We start from the raw sequence: 18,636 nt of genomic DNA, 5'->3' as shown, positions 1-18,636 counted from the left end.
TAAATTGCAAATCCCTTTTAGTTATCTGAAAGGGATTTATTTTTTTAATTTTTTAACCGCAAAAGAAACAACAGATTTTAGCACTAATCTTTATTATACAATAGAATACATTAGCTAAAATTTCTGAGTTTATTATTTTGCAGACTTTAAATAAGCTAAAATATTAACACTATAAACTATCTTTTACCTCTTGCGGTAAATATCAAACAAAATATTATGAAAAAAATCGGGTTATTATTTGTTTTGATTTCGGCATTTGTTTTTGGCCAGCAATCTGTTTTAGAACAAAAAATCAACGCAATTATTAAAGATAAAAATGCTACGGTAGGAATTTCCGTTCTGGGTTTTGAAAATGGTTTTAAATACAATAAAAATGCCGACAAGAAACTCCCGATGCAAAGCGTTTTTAAATTTCATATTGCTGCAGCTGTCCTGGATTATATTGATAAGGGAAAACTGTCACTGAATCAAAAAATCCTTTTAAATAATGCCAATTTACATGAAAATACCTGGTCGCCGCTTCGCGATAAATATCCGAAGGAAAATGTTGAAGTACCTCTAAGCGAAATCCTTGAATATACGGTCGCTAAAAGTGATAATAACGGCTGCGATATTCTCCTGAAATTACTGGGAGGAACACAAAAGGTACAGAAATTTATGGATGCTAAAGGATTGAAAGGCTTTCAGATAAAATTTAATGAAGCAGAAATGCATAAAGACTGGAATGCACAATATCAAAACTACAGTACCGCATCTTCCGCAACGGATGTTCTGAAAAAATTCTATGATGGAAAATTACTTTCAAAAAAATCTACGGACTACCTGATGAAAGTAATGCTTTCTACCTCTACCGGAAAAAATAAACTGATTGAACAACTTCCGGAAAATACACCCGTAGCGCGAAAAACGGGAGCTTCCGGAAAGAACAACGCAGGCTTAACGGGCGCTGAAAATGAAATTGCCATCGTTACTTTACCGAATGGCAAACATTATGCAATAGCTGTATTTGTCAGTAACTCAACGGAAACGAATGTGGTCAACTGCAAAATGATTTCGGATATATCAAAGTCGGTCTGGGATTATTTTAATAAGTAAAAATTTAACCTTAATTTTAAAACCGTTAAAATGAAAAAAATATTATTAACAATAGGGCTATTCAGCACAGTATTATTCTTTGCACAGAAAAACGAAAATTATCTTGTCGTGGGTTATCACAGCATTTGCTGCGGTACGCCTTCCGATAAGCCGGTAATGGATTTTATCAATACATTCAGGACCAAAAATAAAATAAAAAATTTTGAAGTTTACCGACAGAACGGACTGGGAAGAGAAGGAGAATTCAATCTGTATATCGGAACCGATACATTTTCTAAAACTCAGAAAATGCAGTTTGTAAACGGTCTGAAAGCAGCAATTGATGCCCAAAACAGAATGAAAAAGCCTAACCGAGACGGTAATGTAAGCTTTGACGAGACTGAAGTCATCAAAAAAGCCGATCTTTCAAACGCAAGAAATTTAACCCTAATCAAATAAAAATTAATTAACTAAATAAGGAAAAATGATCAGAAACATTGTCGTTATCGGAGCCGGAACCATGGGAAATGGTATTGCCCATACTTTTGCACAAAGTGGTTTTAAAGTAAACCTGGTAGATGTATCTCAGGAAGCTTTGGACAGAGGGCTGAAAACCATTACTACCAATCTCGACAGAATAATTGCAAAGGGAAACCTTACAGAAGAACAAAAAGCTGAAACATTAGGCAATATTAATACTTTCACTGCACTTCAGGATGCGGTGAGCTCTGCAGATCTTATCGTAGAAGCAGCAACGGAAAATCAGGAATTAAAACTGAAAATTTTCGGTCAGATGGATGAGTTTGCACCGGAAAACTGCATTCTGGCCACCAATACCTCTTCTATTTCCATTACGAAGATCGCGGCTGCCACCAAAAGAGCGGATAAAGTAATCGGGATGCACTTTATGAATCCTGTTCCTATCATGAAGCTTGTAGAGATCATCAAAGGATATTCTACTTCCAAAGAAACTTTTAATGCGATTTACGAAATGAGCAAAACGTTAGGAAAAGTTCCTGTAGAAGTTAATGATTATCCGGGATTTGTGGCTAACAGAATCCTTATGCCGATGATCAATGAATCTATCGAAACCTTATACAACGGTGTTGCCGGTGTTGAGGAAATTGATACGGTAATGAAATTGGGAATGGCTCATCCGATGGGACCGCTTCAATTGGCAGATTTCATCGGTCTTGATGTTTGTCTGGCAATCCTGAATGTAATGTACGATGGCTTTAAAAATCCGAAATATGCACCAAATCCATTATTGGTAAATATGGTGATGGCTGGAAAATTAGGGGTAAAATCAGGAGAAGGCTTCTATGATTATTCTGAAAGCAAGAAAGCTGAAAAAGTGGCGAAAATGTTTTCGAAATAAGGAAAATGAATAGTGGATGATCAACTGTGCATTTTAATTGATTTGCGTTACAAAATTGATTAATTTCACCATCCATGAAATTTAAAGAACGAAATATTCAGATATCAATGATCATCATTACGTTAATGATGATCATTTTGCGTTTTTTACTGAACGAAAAAGGCAGAACCAACCCGGATTCTATCCGTTATATGAGGTTTGCCCATGTTTTTCCGACGATTGATAATACCACTACTCCTTTAGGTTATCCTGTAAGCATTAAGATTTTTACTTTTTTTGGGGCGGATGAATTCTGGAGCAGTAAAATTGTAGGGATTTCAGCCTTCCTGTTTATTCTTTTTTTTACCTGGAAAAAGAAATTCTTCTTTAAAGAATCTGTGGTTTTATGTGCACTTTTCAGCTTTCTGTCGATTTACTCCTATACGATGAGTGAAGCACTGATACTGCCTTTTGTGCTGCTATTTCTCTACACCTGTTCTTTAATTATTGAAGGCAGGCTGGAAAAAGGCAAAGCTGTTTTTTATCTTTCATTATCCTTAATTGCACTGTACAATATACGGTACAGTTCGCTTTTTATTATGGCCGGGACCGGACTTTTCGGATTGATTTTTTTGAAAAGAAAGTACTCGGCGGTCTTTATTATTTCAGGTTTGACCGGTGGTATATTCGTGGTTTTATATAAATTTTTATTCATTGATTATTTTAATCAAAACTACGTCAATGAATTTCTCGAAATCGGTCTGCATTCTACTTCCAGGCTTTTGGTGGAACTATTTCAGGGGTTATGCACCACTTTTAATCCTTTCATTCATATTGCAAATCCGGGAGGAGGAATCATCAATTATGCCATCTATGGTATCGGGCTTTTAAACATCCTTTTGATATGCTGGTTATTTATCAGATTTAAACTTTCCGAGATTGAATTTTTCTTTGTTTTCATCAGCATTTCGGGGATTGTCTGTTCCTATTTGATACAATATTTTTATTCTGTAAATCCTATTGATTACCGTTTAATGGCTCCGTTCAGCTTTGCAGTATGGCTGGTATATTTCAGAAAGCTTTTCCTTCTATTCAACAATAACGTATATGCGATCGGTTTTTTAAGTCTTGCTTCAGGAATGCTTTTCACCTGGTTATCCAAAGGCAATTACCTGGAAAACAGAAAGCAGATGAAACAGTTTTTACGATCAGAAAAACTGGATAAGGTACCTTTGAAATTCTATCTGGAAACTGCCGAAGATCTTGACAAAATACAGGTAGCGGAACTGATAAGCACCGTAAATCCGAATGTTACCCTGAGTTTTAAGCCGAAAGACACTTTAAGTAAAACAACATTAACGAGGCATAAAGTTTTGCAAAAAATAAAGATAGACAAGAACAAATACCAATAATTTTATTATCTTTGATTCAAAGTTAAAACATTAAAAAAATGAAATTACCAAAGTTTTTATTAGCAGATAATTCGGAATTTCCAGAAGATTTGTTCGTAGTTCACACAGAATATCCGAGATTCATCCTGAATGTTGAGGAGGAAGAAGTAGAATGGCTGGATGATCTTGAAGGTGATGATGAGGAAACTATGGCAGATGAAGCTACAAAAGTGGTAGAAGCTGCGTTTAAATGGTGTGATGAAGAGTTGGCTAAGTACGACGAAGAAGAGGAAGATTAATAACAATCTAAACATAAAAAAGGAACTCAGACGAGTTCCTTTCTTTTTATTTTATTCTGCCTTATTGAATTTTAACAGCAGGAGATTATCCTGATACAATTCAAGAACATTTCCTGTGATGACATATTTATTAGCTTTAGACATCATATCCATAAAGTTCTTTTCTACGCTCATATTCTCACAAGCCATTTTGGTAGAACCCATCTGGCTGGCAGAGAAATTACCTGTGGAAGGCTCTACTTTAGCTGTTCCGAAATAGTTGTTGCATCCCGTATTTCCATTGATCTTTTCACCATCAATATTCAGGGTAGGAATCTTTCCTTTCACATTTTCAGCCAAAGCCCATTTAGTACCGGAAAGTGAAGGCTGCGCCTTACCTACTTTTGAAGCAGAACCGGACATTGCTCCGCAGGAAACCAAAACCACTGCAGTACATAAACTTAAAAAAAGATTTTTCATTTTTTTCTTTTTGATTGAAATCAAATTTACGGAAATATTATTATTTAAAAAGGGTTGCAAAGATTTTATTATTCTTTTAACGGTAGTTTTCAATGAAAATTTTTAAGAATATATAGATGTAATCATCGTTTCTAAGGCAGCAGATCGTGATTTAGAATTTCTATTTATTACGAAATATTATTTTTATATTATGTTTTGGGTAAAACCAATGGCATTTGGTTGTAATAAAAAACGGGCTTCCTTCGACATGCTCAGGATAATAGCCCGTTTCTATTGATGTATTTAATCTTTATATTTAAAATAACAATTAGCCTCTCAATTCCGCATTGAATTCTTTCTGGAATGATTTGATAAGTGAATCCATTACTGCCGTAATTTCTTTCTCTTCAAGCGTTTTTTCCTCATTCAGGAGCTCAAAGCTCATAGCATAGGATTTTTTACCTTCCGGAAGATTTTTCCCCTCATATACATCAAACAGATTGATGTTTTTGATGTATGGAGATTTATTCTTTTTGGCGGTTTGATAAAGGTCTTCGTAATTTACATTCTTATCAATCAATAATGCCAAATCTCTTCGGATTTTGTTGAATTTAGGAATGTCCTTAAATTTCAGATCATTGTCAGAGCGCAGTTTCTGGGCAAATTCAAGTTCGATTTCTGCATAAAAACATTCCTGATCAATATCAAAATCTTTCAGCATCTGAGCGGAAACTTTTCCTATTCTTACCAAAACTTTACCGTCAACCTCGTAAGCCAGCGCATCGGAGAATCTTTCCTCTGAAAGAGCCACTTCTTTATAATCAATGGCTAATCTTTCCAGCAAAACTTTAACGTAAGCTTTCAAATTGTAAAAACTTGTTGCAGACTTCGGCTGCAGCCAGTTTTCAGCAACATCTCTTCCCGTAACAAGAATTCCAAGCTGCTTTCTTTCTTCGTATTTTTCTCTTTTATGATAGATTTTCCCAAATTCGAAGAATTTGATATCCTGATTTTTCCTGTTGATATTATAGATGGCATTCTGTAAGAGTCCTTCCAATAAAGACTTTCTCATGAATGCAAGATCACTGCTTAATGGATTTAACAATTTTACGGCGTCCTTCTCATCTTTCACCGAAGTTAATGAATTATTCATCACTTCGTTGAAGCCAAGGCTTTGCAATATTCTTGCCCAGCTGTTTTCCAGCTCATCCTGATCTTTGGCATGAAGTTTAACCGGAGTAAAAGATATCTTTTGAGGAGCATCAATTTTATTGTAACCGTAAATTCTTAAAATCTCTTCGATGACGTCAATCTCTCTCGTCACATCTGCTCTGTAAGCCGGTACAGAAATTTCAAGTCCGTTCTGAATTTCATTTAAAACCTGAATATCAAGTGCCTTTAAGATTTCTTTTACTTTTTCCCTGTGAATTTTCGTCCCTAAAATTTGTTCGATTTTAGAAAATCTGATGATTACATAATTATCTTCAATTTTCTTAGGATATTCTTCCAGCAAATCACCTGCTAATTTTCCTTCAGCTAATTCCTGAATTAATTTAATGGCATGAGTAATGGCTGTTCTGGTAATGTTAGGATCTACCCCTCTTTCAAACCTGAAAGAAGCATCCGTATTCAACCCGTGGAATTTGGCACCTTTTCTTACGGCAACAGGATTAAAATAAGCACTTTCCAGGAAAATGGTTTTAGTTTCAGCGGAAACACCTGAATTGGCACCACCGAAAACTCCGGCAATACACATTGGATTGTCTTTTCCGTCTTTGATCATGATCTCAGAACCGTTCAGCGTTCTTTCCACACCGTCAAGAGTTGTGAATTTCGTTCCTTCTTTTACAGTTCCTACTTTTACGGTCTTATCTGCAATCTTATCTGCATCAAAAGCGTGCAACGGCTGGCCGAAACCGTGAAGAATGTAGTTGGTAATATCCACCACATTGTTGATAGGGCTTAATCCGATCGCTTTCAGCCGGTCTTTCAGCCATGACGGAGACTCGCCTACTTTTACATTTTCAATTACTGCTCCGATATATCTGGGAGATAATTCCGCATCTTCCACTACCAATTTAAAATCGTGGGTTCCCTCATTGCTCAGCACAACAGAAGAAACTTTCTCAAAATCGGATTTTTGTTTATTTGTAGAAAGATAAGCATGAAGGTCCCTTGCCACACCATAATGAGACATAGCATCGGTTCTGTTTGGCGTTAAACCGATTTCAAGAACTTCGTCATTTATAATTTCAAAATAGTAAGCGAATTTTTTTCCTACTTCAAACTTTTCTTCATCAAGCACCATAATTCCTCCGTGGTCATCACTTAATCCCAGTTCATCTTCCGCACAGATCATTCCCTGGGAAACTTCTCCCCTGATTTTGGCTTCTTTAATTTCAAAAAAGCTCCCGGATTTATCATAGATCTTTGTTCCGACTACTGCTACAGGAACCGTTTGTCCGGCTTCTACATTAGGAGCACCGCAAACAATATTTAATATTTTCCCGTTTCCAACGTCTACCGTTGTTTTTTTGAGCTTGTCTGCATTCGGATGCTTTTCGCAGGTTAATACTTTACCTACAACAATTCCTTCCAGGCTGCCTTTTATACTTTCAAATTTTTCTATCCCTTCAACTTCAAGACCTATATCCGTAAGGAACTCACCGATTCTTTCAGTTTTCAATTCCGTTTTGATAAAGTCTTTAAGCCAGTTATTCGATATTTTCATCTGATAATTTTTATTTTTTCTAAGCCAGATGTAATCTTACGGTTTCATCTGATATATTTGAAAAATTGAGTTGAATTTTAAGTTTACAAATGTCGTGTTTTTTTGAGAAACAGGGAAATTTATAACAAACTTTAAAGGTTTAATTTCTATACAAATTTTAATGTGCCCGCGAAATATTACCCAAGTTTATCAGTAGTTTTTTGAATAGGTCTTTTTTTCCGCAAGATATTCTGCCTTTGTTCCATTACCTGTTTTAAAAAGAGTTTTTACGGTTTTCATAAGCTTATCAGCGGTAGTGCTGGAAAGATAAGTTACAAAATGTAAATGCGGTCCTTTACTCCATCCCGTATTTCCGCTCAAACCAATTACGCTGCCCTTCTTTACCTGGTCTCCTATATTGACTTTCACTCCATTTTGTTTTAAGTGATAATACTGGGCAAATGTTCCGTCCGGATGCAAAATCGTTATATAATTGGCTTTATCTGCGCAGCTTCTCGTAGGACATGAAAAATTATTATTGCTCACCAAATCTACTACTATTCCTTCCCGTGCTGCTACAATTTCTGTTCCCTCAGGCATGGTAAAATCCAAAGAATTTTCATTCTGGTGAGAAAATGAGCCGTTATATCCCTGAAAAACCGTGAAAGATTTACCAGTCTTAAAAGGAAGATCATACTGATAGTCTGAATCAAAATTTTTAATGGTTACATCTCCAATATACGTCATGTATCCGGGCATCTTTTTTATACTCCATTTTTTAGAATCATCAATTATAATAAAACTTGCCACTTTATTTTTAACTGATTTTGGAGGAAAAACCTGAGTCATTCTAAAAGGTTCAGGACTTTTCATATTTTCTACTTCCGGCTGGTGGACAAAAACAAATGATACAGGATAGATCTCCTGATTATCTGTGTAATAAGTGATGGTGTCTCCTTTTTTCTGATGGTAAATTTTAATATTTTGCGAAAACGAGATAAGAAACTGTAATAAAAAGATTAATGTTAAAATGTTTTTCATGGCAAAAATTGATTGTTCATTCACTAAAAAAGAGGCTTTGAAAAAATCAAAACCTCTTATATTTTATTTAAATTAATACTACAACCCGATTACCGGCATTGATAACATTAAGATACTTTCGTTTTCTTCGAGACCATCAAGAGGCTCGATAATTCCCGGTCTGTTAGGCTGGGACATTTTCATGGTGATATCGTCTGATCCAAGAATGGTAAGCATTTCCGTTAAGAATTTAGAACTGAACCCGATATTGATATCTTCACCGTTATAATCGCAAGGGATCTGCATGTCTGCTTTATTTGCATACTCGGTATCTTCCGCATGAAGATGAAGAATATTGGCGGATAATTTAAATCGTACCTGGTTGGTAGATTTGTTCGACATGATGGAAGCTCTTTTGATTGCTCCCAAAAGAAGATTTCTGTTGATCGTTAATACATTAGGGTTTTCTTTCGGAATTACTGCCGTATAGTTCGGATATTTTCCATCGATCAATCTACAGATCCAGGTATGTTTTCCGAAAGTAAATCTTGCCATATTCTCATTGAAATCGATCGTTACATCGTCATTTGAGCTTGCAAGAATATTTTTGAAAATGTTGAGCGGTTTTTTCGGCATGATGAATTCCATTGGCTCGGCATTCATCAGATCATTTCTTTTATATACAACCAGTCTGTGGGAATCAGTAGAAACAAAATTGGTTTCATTTTCCCCGAACTGGAATAAAACTCCCGTCATCACAGGACGAAGAGAATCGTTGCTGGTTGCAAAAAGCGTGTTGGTAAGTGCTTCAGATAAAACTCCTGCAGACATGGTAACGCTTTGTGCGGCATCAAATTCCGGAAGCTCCGGATAGTCGTCTGCATTATCCAACGCTACGGCAAAGTTATCTTTTTCATCTAAAATCTCAAGCTGACTTCCGGTACCTTCAGCATTATCTTTTACAACAAGCGTTAATGGCTGTTCTCCGTAGGTCTTGATAAAATCCTGAAAAATCTTTGCAGGAACGGCAAATTTACCGGTATCATCGGACTTTACTTCCAGAGAAGTAACAAGAGTCGTCTCGCCATCAGATGCTGTAATGGTAACCTGAGTTCCGTCTAATTCAAAAAGATAATTTTCTAAAATCGGTCTCGACTGAGAGCTTGATATTACGCCACTTACAGTTTGCAAAGCTTTCTGCAGTTCACCACTTGAAATAATAAATTTCATAGATTCAAAAATAAATTTTTACAAATATAATAAATAGAAAACAGATGGAAAAGAATAATCCTGAGAGTTATTAACAACCATCAAAAGATTCAGATTGTTTCCGTTTCTTTTCCGATATCAACAGTATCAAATTGATAATGACTAAAGATAAGCATTTTCTTCAAGCAAATAATTATATTTGCAAATATCTTTTCACTATGCGAAAACCGCCTCTTCATAACAGTTTTTTCAATGCTTTCCGCGGAGTTTTGATGATGGTGAAAAGTGAAAGGAATTTCCAGATAGAAACCGCCGCATTTTTTATTAATCTTTTTTTGATTTTTTACCTAAAACTTACTACAACTGATGCGGTTTTGATTATCATTATATCCTCTGCCGTATTAGCTGCTGAAATCTTTAATACGGCTATTGAAAGGATTTGTGACATAATTCAACCTGAATTTGATAAGAGGATTGGTTTTATAAAAGATATTTCTGCCGGAGCAGTACTTCTTCTGGCCGTGGCATCAGTCATTACAGGAATTTTAATTTACTGGAAATATATTTAAACTTCATCTTTAATTAAATGTTTTAACAGATATACTTCGAAGTTAGCTCATTATTATTCTTACATAAGATTATTTTCCGACATAAATGAAGCCTGACTTTCCTGATTTAAAAACACTTTCCACCCTTTTATAATCATCCACTTCATATTTATCGGCCTGTAGAATTTCTTCGTCTGTAACTTCAAACAATACCCCTTCCACTTCATCTTCCGGATTTCCTGAAAATTCCAGAATCGGATGATATTTTTCCTTGCTTTTCCGTAAAACTTCAGGATCTTTAATTTCCAGCATTTTAAGCTTGTAGCCTGTGAGAATGTCTTTTTGTCCTTGTAAAATTCTTCCGAAAGTTTCGATTTGGACTTGTTCTTTTTGCAGTGTTCCGTAGGAAAACAGATTAGGCATTGATGATTTTTTTTAATTAAATTAAAACAATAAGATTTTGATTAAAAAGTTGAAGATTATTAAGATGCTTCGGCAGGCTCAGCACAACATTATTAATACCAATCGTTATTCTAATCAAATAATCAATCCAAAACTAATGTAATATTTTTATGTGATCCAATAATTTCAACTAAAATTTCAAATAAGGTTTGTCCGTTTCCATCCACCAGTTCATCTAGCTTTTGCTGAATTAATTTGGTATCAAAAGGCTTCCCTTGTCTGATTTTAATTTCGTAAAATTCCTTAGTCAGATTTACCCCTAAATTTTCTTTCGATTTTTGAGAATTTTTCCAGATAATTCCACCCTTAAATCCGTATAAAATATCATCGAAACCATCCAGTGTCCCGACTTTCCATTCTTCATCCTTTAAGAAAAGCCGGGAAATTTCTTCATAGAAACCTTCCAGATTTGAAAAATGACTGCCATTGATGACAGTCATTTGTTTATTTGAATTATTATTCATTTATTTTTAACATTTTAAAGCCAAAGCTAATTGCTAAAAGCCAGCAACTTATTTAAAGTATTCCACTCCATTTTTAAAGATATTGTGATAATTCGCTGTAGGAATATTTTTCATCAAACCTTCTGCAAAACGTTCCGGGTGTCCCATTCTTCCGAAAATTTTTCCGTCCGGACTTGTTATTCCTTCAATTCCGAACAATGAATTATTTGGATTGAATGGCATTCCGTGAGCGATATTTCCTTCTAAATCTAAATACTGCGTTGCAATCTGTCCGTTTTCATATAATTTCTGAATTTCAGCTTCCGATGCCATAAAACGACCTTCACCGTGAGAGATCGGAATGGTGTAAACCTGACCTTTCATTCCCTTTAACCAAGGCGATTCATCGTTCAGAACTTTTACGTTCACCATCTGGGAAATATGTCTTCTGATCGCATTGTGAGCCAACGTTGGAGAATTTTCATCCAAATCTTTGATTCTTCCGTAAGGCAGTAATCCTGATTTCACCAACGCCTGGAAACCGTTACAGATTCCGATAATCATTCCGTCTCTGTCTAACAGTTCATGAACGGCGTTTCTCATTTTCTCGTTTTTCAAAACATTCACGATGAATTTTGCAGAACCATCCGGCTCGTCACCTGCAGAGAAACCTCCTGAGAAAGCTAAAATCTGAGAAGTTTTGATTTCTTTAACCCAGGCATCAATGCTTTCATCCAATAGCTGGTGATTGATATTGATTAAAGGTAAACTACTGATTGCTGCTCCTTCTTTAGCGAAAGCATTCAGCGTATCGTACTCACAGTTGGTTCCCGGGAAAACCGGCGCGAATACTTTTGGCTGAGCGATTCCATGCTTTTTAATGATGATATTTCTTGGATTGACTGAATTTAATTTTTCATCCGGTTCAACCGTAATTTTTCCTTTTTCGATTGTTGGGAAAAGATTTTCAAATGTATTGGTATTAGCTGCTAATAATTTGTTGATGGTTGTTGGCTGATTGTTGATCGTTAAAACTTCGTCTGAAACAACTTCTCCGATTAATTGAAGGTTTACAGAGCTTAATTCCTCTTTAGATTCGATAATTAAGCTACCGATATTTTTAGCTAATAAAACGTTTTCATCAACTGTAATTTCAGCACCTAACCTGTTTCCGAAACTCATTTTTGCTAAAGCAACGGCAACTCCGCCTTCTTTCACTGTTTTTACAGAAATAATTTTTCCGGCTTTAATATTTTCGAAAATAAATTCATAAATACCTTTTAAAGCATCATAATGCGGAAGTCCGTTTTCCTGAGCGACATGATTGAAGAAGTATATTTTATTTCCTGCGTTTTTAAATTCAGGAGAGATGATATTTTTCTTTTCTCCGTTGGCACACGCGAAAGAAATCAATGTTGGCGGAACATTCAGATCCTGATACGTTCCACTCATTGAATCCTTACCTCCGATGGCTGCCAAACCGAGGTTCATCTGTGCATCATAAGCTCCCAATAAAGAAGCCAGCGGCTTGCCCCATTTTTCAGGGCTCTGACCTAATTTTTCAAAATATTCCTGGAAACTTAATCTGATATTTTTATAGTCACCACCCATGGCTACGATTTTCGCAACACTTTCCACTACCGCATAAGAAGCTCCGAGCAAAGAATTCAGTTTTGAAATTTCAGCATCAAAACCCCAGCTTGCCAAAGAAACCGTTTCAATATCTTTTGCCCCGATAATTGGCAATGTCTGAACGCTTCCTTCCATCAGAGTCTGCTGATATTTTCCACCTAAAGGCATCGCAACCGTAGTCGCACCAATAGAAGAATCGAACATTTCCAGCAAACCTTTTTGAGAAGCAACATTTTTATCGCTTAATATTTTTAAGAAATTCTCTTCATTAAATGTCTGAGTTTCTTCTTTTACTTCATTAAGGTGAGTAATTTTAACTTCCTGACTTTTTGAACAACCGTTGGTATCAAGAAATGCTCTTGAAAGATCAACAATTTTATCACCTTTCCAGAACATCTGCATTCTTCCGGAATCAGTTACTTTTGCAACCTCAACAGCAACAATGTTTTCAGCTTCACAGAACTTGATGAATTTTTCTTTATCTTTTGGTTCAACCACAACTGCCATTCTTTCCTGAGATTCGGAAATAGCAAGTTCGGTTCCATTCAAACCTTCGTATTTTAAAGGTAAAACATCCAAATTAACTTCCAAAGAATCAGCGATTTCACCGATTGCAACGGAAACACCGCCGGCTCCGAAATCATTCGATTTTTTAATCAATTTCGTTACCTCGGGATTTCTGAATAATCTCTGGATTTTACGTTCTTCAACAGCATTTCCCTTCTGAACTTCAGAACTCATCGTGTGGATGGACGTTTCGTCCTGTTCCTTTGAACTTCCGCTGGCTCCTCCTACTCCGTCACGACCTGTTGCCCCGCCTAAAATGATGATAGAATCACCAGCTTCAGGTTTTTCACGTCTTACCCAATCCACAGGAACCGCACCGGCAACAAAACCAACTTCCATTCTTTTCGCTTTATAGCCTTCATCATAAATTTCAGAAACCATTGTAGTCGCAAGACCAATCTGGTTACCGTAAGAAGAATATCCGTTTGCAGCCTGCTTTGTGATTGTTTTTTGAGGTAATTTACCCGGTAATGTCTTATCCACTGGCTCAAGTACATCTGCCGCACCCGATAATCTCATCGCCTGGAAAACAAAAGAACGTCCTGATAAAGGATCTCTGATAGCGCCTCCCAAACACGTTGAAGCACCACCAAAAGGTTCGATTTCTGTTGGGTGATTGTGTGTTTCATTTTTGAATAATAAATACCACGGTTCTTTTTTACCATCGTATTCCGCTTCGATTTGAATCGTACAGGCATTGATCTCATCGGAAACTACCAAGTTCTCCAATTGACCTGTTTTATGGAAATATCGGGCGCAAACGGTTGCTAAATCCATTAAGGAAATAGGTTTTAATTCACGGCCGAGAAATTTTCTTTTTTCGATATAATCATTGAAAATTTTTTCCAATGTATGTTTAAACTGTCCTTCAAACTCAATGTCTGATAACTGTGTTTCAAAAGTTGTGTGACGACAATGGTCGCTCCAGTAGGTATCTAAAACTTTCAGTTCAGTTTCCGTAGGGTTTCTTTGTTCTGATTTAAAATATTCCTGAATGAATTTCAAATCATCCAGGCCTAATGCAAAACCGTGAGAATTATAAAATATTTCTAACTGCGCATCATCAAAATTAATAAAATTTTCGTGGATGATTACTTTTGAAGGTGTTTCTTCTGCAGGAATATCTAAAATGGTTAAATCTTTTTCCTGTGATTCAACCTTATTGATAAGAAGATCTTTTATTTTAACCAAATCCGATTCTGAAATTCCTTCGAATTCTATTAATTTACCACTTCTTACTTTAGACTTTTCATTTTCAGTGAGCAACGCAATACACTGTTGTGCAGAATCTGCGCGCTGATCATACTGGCCAGGTAAAAATTCCATTGCGAAATAAATTCCTTTTGCCGGATTTTCTTCGTGCAGAATATCGGTTACGGGATCTACGAAGGTACTGTTGACTACTTTTTCAAATTCTCCGTCATTCAGTCCGAAGATATCGTACACATTGTACACTTTTACTTGCTGTACTTCGGATACTACTGCTTTTACTTCATCAAAAATTTTTGGACTTTCCACATCGAAAATTCCTCTTTTTTCTACGAAAATTCTTTTGTTTTGAGACATTAGATGTCAGATTTTATTAGATTTATTTTTTATTTCAAATTTTATGTGGCTGCACCGCCTTTTCATCTTACAAAGATAGCATTCCTACGGAATGCGTGCATTATTTAATTTTATTCCTACACAGATTTCATTCCTACGGAATGATATAATTTTCTAATGTGATTCCGTAGGAATCATAGCTGTGTAGAAAACCTGTTTAAATTAAATTTGCAGTCCGTAGGACTGCTATTTTCATTTCATTGGAAGTTTCAAAATAATTCTGCAATCACAAAATTATTTTTCTTCATCATAGAATTCAAACAAATATTCATTCTTAAATTCAATTTCAAAAACATTCAACATTTCAATATATTCTTCTTTGAAAGTTTTTTTTGAATGATGTTTTTCCTGGTTTAATACATAATTTACAACTTTATCTTTCTGACTTTTTGCATAAGAAAAAGCACCATAACCTTCTTGCCAGGAAAATTTACCAAAACATAATGTCTTTTCATTAATAAAATTTGTAGACTCAATTTTAACCGTTTTAATTAATTCCGGAATTGTTATTTGCAAATTTTTATAACTAAAGAAAACATGAAGATGATCAGGATTTGCATAAATCGCTAATACTTTTTGTTTCTTATTGTTAAATATTCCACAAATATATTTTTCAATTTCAGCTCTAACTTCTGATTTAATTTTAATATTTCTTCCTTTTGTAGCAAAAACAACCTGAATATAAATTTGGGTATAGGTATTTGGCATATTTTATTTTCATCATTTTTGCAAAAATAGCATTCCTACGGAATTCATATCGTTTAAATCTTAATTCCTACACAGATTTCATTCCTACGGAATTAAACATTTTCAACATTTTTCATTTACTTAATTTATTCGGATGATCCGGATGTTCTTTCTGAAATTGCGCGGCTTCCTTCTTTTCATTTTCAAGCCATTTTTCAAAAGAAATCTTTTCATTATCATCATCCAACGCAAAAATGGTTTTGCCGTTTTCTGAGATTAGAAATTTAAAATCATACATCAATCCTGTTTCTACTTTTCTGTAATCATAGGTATTTACCTGATAAAACGGGAAATTTTCCTTTGGCCTTTCTACGATCTCAAAGAATAATTTCTTTTCATTTTCAGATAATTCTGTGTAATGATTAACATAATATAGTTCTGAAATTTTTTTGTTATGCTTTTCGAAAAACTGAAGAATAGTCTTCTCTTTTTCATTGTATCTGAATGGATTCGGATAATATTTTCCGTCCACTTCAACCGTATTTTCAGATTTTGAAACAGGCTTTATAATTTCTCCTTTGAAATTCATCATACCCCATGTTCCTCCAACGATTGCTTTGTGCTCGTCTTCAGTTTTTTCCCAGTCACAGCCGTCACAAAAAGCAGCATATCCATAATTAAACGAAGATACAAAATCATGTTCAGGCTTAATGATAACCGTTCCGTTTCTGTCTACAAATCCCACTTTTCCATTTTTAACAAACCTTCTTACCCCTTCGGAGAAATAATCGGCTCCGTTGTCATAAAAGAAAGGTCTATAAAGGAAATTCCCCTTTCTGTCATAGACATATCCCCATGCATTTTTTTCCTGTTTCTCGTCTCGTTTTGGTCCGTCAAAATAAATGGTTTCTCCTTTTACCAATTCTCCGTCTTTCAAATAAGAAAAAATTTTGAACTGAGCCGGAACAATAATTTTACCATCCTGATTTTTCACCCCAACCAAAGAATCTTTTGATTTAAAATACTTTAAAATTTCTTTATCCTGGGAAAAAGAAAGTATAGGCATTAATAAAATGGCTAAAAGTATTTTTTTCATATGGATTATTTGGTGTGATTAAAATAAAATATGCAGCCCAAAAGACTGCATATTGTATTATACTTTAAGATCAGCCTCCAATCCGATCAGATCTTTATTCTGGTCGATAATCGGCTGTACTTCGTTTTTGATAAATTCCTCTGTCTGGATGGGGGCAAAACCGATGAAATTCTTCGGATCAAGCACTTCTTTTAATTTCGACTTATCCAGTTTTAATGAATGGTCATTCAGGATTCTTTCGATAAGATCGTTTTCTTTTCCTTCCACTTTCACCTGCTTGGAAGCTTCCATAGAATGAACCCTGATTACTTCGTGGATTTCCTGACGGTCGCCACCAGCTTTCACTTCTTCCATGATGATATATTCTGTCGCCATAAAAGGAAGCTCTTCCATAATATGTTTGTTGATTCTGTTCGGATACACTACAATTCCGTTCATGATATTATTCCAGATTAATAGAATTGCATCAACTGCCAAGAACGCCTGAGGAATCGTTAATCTCTTGTTAGCAGAATCATCCAGTGTTCTTTCAAACCATTGTGTTGAAGCTACCATTGCAGAACTTGTTGTAAGAGACATCACATATTTTGCCAATGCTCCGATTCTTTCGCTTCTCATCGGATTACGTTTGTACGCCATTGCAGACGAACCGATCTGGTTTTTCTCAAATGGTTCTTCAATTTCTTTAAGGTTCTGAAGCAAACGTAAATCGTTGGTGAATTTATGGGCAGATTGAGCAATATTTCCTAATAAAGCAACTACTTTAGCATCAATTTTTCTATCGTAAGTCTGTCCGGAAACTCCGAAAACTTTTTCAAAACCGAATCTTTTGGACAATTCTTTGTCTAAATGCTTAACTTTAGAGTAATCACCATTAAAAAGCTCAAGGAAACTCGCAGCAGTTCCGGTTGTTCCTTTTACCCCTCTGAATCTTAATGTTTCCAGGAAGAAATCAAGTTCTTCTATATCCAGCACTAAACTTTGCAGCCAAAGCGTTGCTCTTTTTCCGACAGTAGTAAGCTGAGCAGGCTGGAAATGGGTAAAACCTAAAGTCGGTAAATCTTTATATTGAATAGCAAAATCTGCTAAATTCTTCATTACGTTAACCAACTTTTTCTTTAAAATTAAAAGTCCGTCACGAATCTGAATCAAATCTGTATTATCTCCTACAAACGCCGAAGTTGCTCCCAAGTGAATAATTCCTTTGGCTGAAGGTGCCACATCACCATAAGCGTGAACGTGAGCCATTACATCATGTCTGAATTTTTTCTCATATTCAGCTGCTTTTTCGTAATCGATATTTTCTGCATTGGCTTTCAACTCAGCAATTTGCTCGTCTGTGATTTCAAGGCCAAGGTCTTTTTCGATTTCAGCAAGGGCAATCCAAAGCTTTCTCCAGTTCTGGAATTTATTGTTGTGAGAGAAGTTAAACAACATTTCTTCGCTGGAATAGCGTTCTTCCAATGGATTTTTGTAGGAATTCATTCTTTCTTTTACTTTTTAGCTATGCAAAAATAGGGTTTTTCCTTGAGAGTTGAAAATCGTTTTTTGCGACTGAATCATGTTACAAAATATCAAATGAATAAGAATTAAATAATAAAACCCACTCCTGAGAATGGCTTTGTGTTTATTAATGATAAATTACTACATCATTTTTCTTAATCTGATACCCTTTTTTCTTGTAAGGAATTAATACATAACTATCTTTAATTGCCTTTTCGCTTTTCCACACTTTGCTTTTGCCTTGTCTTTCAAGGATAATACTTTTTGCGGCGCCGTCCGGAATAAATATTTCTGCTTTTTTCATGTTTTTGCTGAAAATAACCGCAGTCATTGAAGCGTAACCTTTATCGGAATCTACTTCTTTGAGCTTGATTTTTTGTTCAAAAACGCGTACACATTCATTTCTTATCTGGGAATATGTATAGCCTGCTGAGCCAATACATCCGTGAACATCTCTGTCATTTCCTACAACCGGAGTCTTTTTTTGAGCCGGCATTAAGGAAAAAAGAAACATCAAAGTGAATAAGATTGTTTTTTTCATATGTTTTATTTTAAAGTTTTCTGGTGGTTAATCTTACTCTAATATACAAAAAAG

Annotated in this window: 17 protein-coding genes; 6 read left to right on the top strand and 11 right to left on the bottom strand. The window is 35.4% G+C overall.

All coding sequences use genetic code 11. The features are described from left to right. Nucleotides 1-216: 216 nt before the first annotated feature. The 5 genes from bla-A (at nt 217) to ODE14_RS02065 (ending at nt 4,121) form a co-directional block, all read left to right on the top strand. Nucleotides 217-1,095, top strand: coding sequence for a CGA/CIA family class A beta-lactamase (bla-A, locus tag ODE14_RS02085; protein ID WP_263602780.1), 879 nt, complete (start codon nt 217-219; stop codon nt 1,093-1,095). Between the two features lie 30 nt (nt 1,096-1,125). Further along, entirely contained in the window at nt 1,126-1,533 is a 408-nt protein-coding gene (locus ODE14_RS02080; RefSeq protein WP_263602779.1) for a hypothetical protein, read from the top strand. A gap of 28 nt (nt 1,534-1,561) precedes the next feature. Beyond that, nucleotides 1,562-2,452, top strand: coding sequence for a 3-hydroxybutyryl-CoA dehydrogenase (locus tag ODE14_RS02075; RefSeq protein WP_248394955.1), 891 nt, complete (start codon nt 1,562-1,564; stop codon nt 2,450-2,452). 74 nt (nt 2,453-2,526) lie between these two features. Further along, the gene (locus ODE14_RS02070) at nt 2,527-3,843 is read left to right on the top strand and encodes a hypothetical protein (RefSeq protein WP_263602778.1); all 1,317 of its coding nucleotides are present in this window, start codon (nt 2,527-2,529) and stop codon (nt 3,841-3,843) included. Nucleotides 3,844-3,881: 38 nt separating this feature from the next. After that, nucleotides 3,882-4,121 (top strand): hypothetical protein, encoded by a 240-nt coding sequence (locus tag ODE14_RS02065; RefSeq protein WP_002977986.1) that lies wholly within the window; start codon nt 3,882-3,884, stop codon nt 4,119-4,121. Between the two features lie 51 nt (nt 4,122-4,172). Here the strand turns inward: ODE14_RS02065 and ODE14_RS02060 are convergent, their stop codons facing one another. The 4 genes from ODE14_RS02060 to dnaN all read right to left on the bottom strand — a co-directional run bounded on the left by ODE14_RS02060 (nt 4,173) and on the right by dnaN (nt 9,519). After that, nucleotides 4,173-4,580 (bottom strand): META domain-containing protein, encoded by a 408-nt coding sequence (locus ODE14_RS02060; protein ID WP_263602775.1) that lies wholly within the window; start codon nt 4,578-4,580, stop codon nt 4,173-4,175. A gap of 307 nt (nt 4,581-4,887) precedes the next feature. After that, on the bottom strand, nt 4,888-7,290 hold the full coding sequence (pheT, locus tag ODE14_RS02055; protein ID WP_263602774.1) for a phenylalanine--tRNA ligase subunit beta: 2,403 nt from the start codon (nt 7,288-7,290) through the stop codon (nt 4,888-4,890). 189 nt (nt 7,291-7,479) lie between these two features. Continuing rightward, on the bottom strand, nt 7,480-8,310 hold the full coding sequence (locus ODE14_RS02050) for a M23 family metallopeptidase (protein WP_263602773.1): 831 nt from the start codon (nt 8,308-8,310) through the stop codon (nt 7,480-7,482). A gap of 78 nt (nt 8,311-8,388) precedes the next feature. Continuing rightward, nucleotides 8,389-9,519, bottom strand: coding sequence for a DNA polymerase III subunit beta (gene dnaN / locus ODE14_RS02045; RefSeq protein WP_169230932.1), 1,131 nt, complete (start codon nt 9,517-9,519; stop codon nt 8,389-8,391). Between the two features lie 197 nt (nt 9,520-9,716). Between dnaN and ODE14_RS02040 the strand changes: the two genes are divergently transcribed. Beyond that, on the top strand, nt 9,717-10,067 hold the full coding sequence (locus ODE14_RS02040; protein ID WP_248393913.1) for a diacylglycerol kinase family protein: 351 nt from the start codon (nt 9,717-9,719) through the stop codon (nt 10,065-10,067). Nucleotides 10,068-10,136: 69 nt separating this feature from the next. Here the strand turns inward: ODE14_RS02040 and ODE14_RS02035 are convergent, their stop codons facing one another. From ODE14_RS02035 to ODE14_RS02005, 7 genes are all read right to left on the bottom strand, one after another. After that, the gene (locus tag ODE14_RS02035) at nt 10,137-10,469 is read right to left on the bottom strand and encodes a gamma-glutamylcyclotransferase family protein (RefSeq protein ID WP_263602772.1); all 333 of its coding nucleotides are present in this window, start codon (nt 10,467-10,469) and stop codon (nt 10,137-10,139) included. Between the two features lie 122 nt (nt 10,470-10,591). Beyond that, nucleotides 10,592-10,972: a ribonuclease inhibitor gene (locus tag ODE14_RS02030; protein WP_263602771.1), complete on the bottom strand. Its 381-nt coding sequence runs from the start codon at nt 10,970-10,972 to the stop codon at nt 10,592-10,594. A gap of 48 nt (nt 10,973-11,020) precedes the next feature. After that, nucleotides 11,021-14,716: a phosphoribosylformylglycinamidine synthase gene (locus tag ODE14_RS02025; protein ID WP_263602770.1), complete on the bottom strand. Its 3,696-nt coding sequence runs from the start codon at nt 14,714-14,716 to the stop codon at nt 11,021-11,023. A gap of 273 nt (nt 14,717-14,989) precedes the next feature. Next, entirely contained in the window at nt 14,990-15,463 is a 474-nt protein-coding gene (locus tag ODE14_RS02020) for a transposase (RefSeq protein ID WP_263602769.1), read from the bottom strand. Nucleotides 15,464-15,575: 112 nt separating this feature from the next. Then, nucleotides 15,576-16,538 (bottom strand): WG repeat-containing protein, encoded by a 963-nt coding sequence (locus ODE14_RS02015; RefSeq protein WP_263602768.1) that lies wholly within the window; start codon nt 16,536-16,538, stop codon nt 15,576-15,578. A gap of 57 nt (nt 16,539-16,595) precedes the next feature. Next, entirely contained in the window at nt 16,596-18,023 is a 1,428-nt protein-coding gene (purB, locus tag ODE14_RS02010; protein ID WP_248393920.1) for an adenylosuccinate lyase, read from the bottom strand. A 145-nt stretch (nt 18,024-18,168) separates the two neighbouring features. After that, complete coding sequence (locus ODE14_RS02005; protein ID WP_263602767.1) at nt 18,169-18,582, bottom strand: hypothetical protein; 414 nt, start codon at nt 18,580-18,582, stop codon at nt 18,169-18,171. Nucleotides 18,583-18,636 lie beyond the last annotated feature (54 nt).

This window comes from Chryseobacterium sp. PET-29, from assembly GCF_025736815.1.
GTDB lineage: Bacteria > Bacteroidota > Bacteroidia > Flavobacteriales > Weeksellaceae > Chryseobacterium > Chryseobacterium nepalense.
The sequence above is the reverse complement of the archived record's forward strand: the minus strand, read 5'-3'. Positions and strand labels throughout refer to the sequence as shown.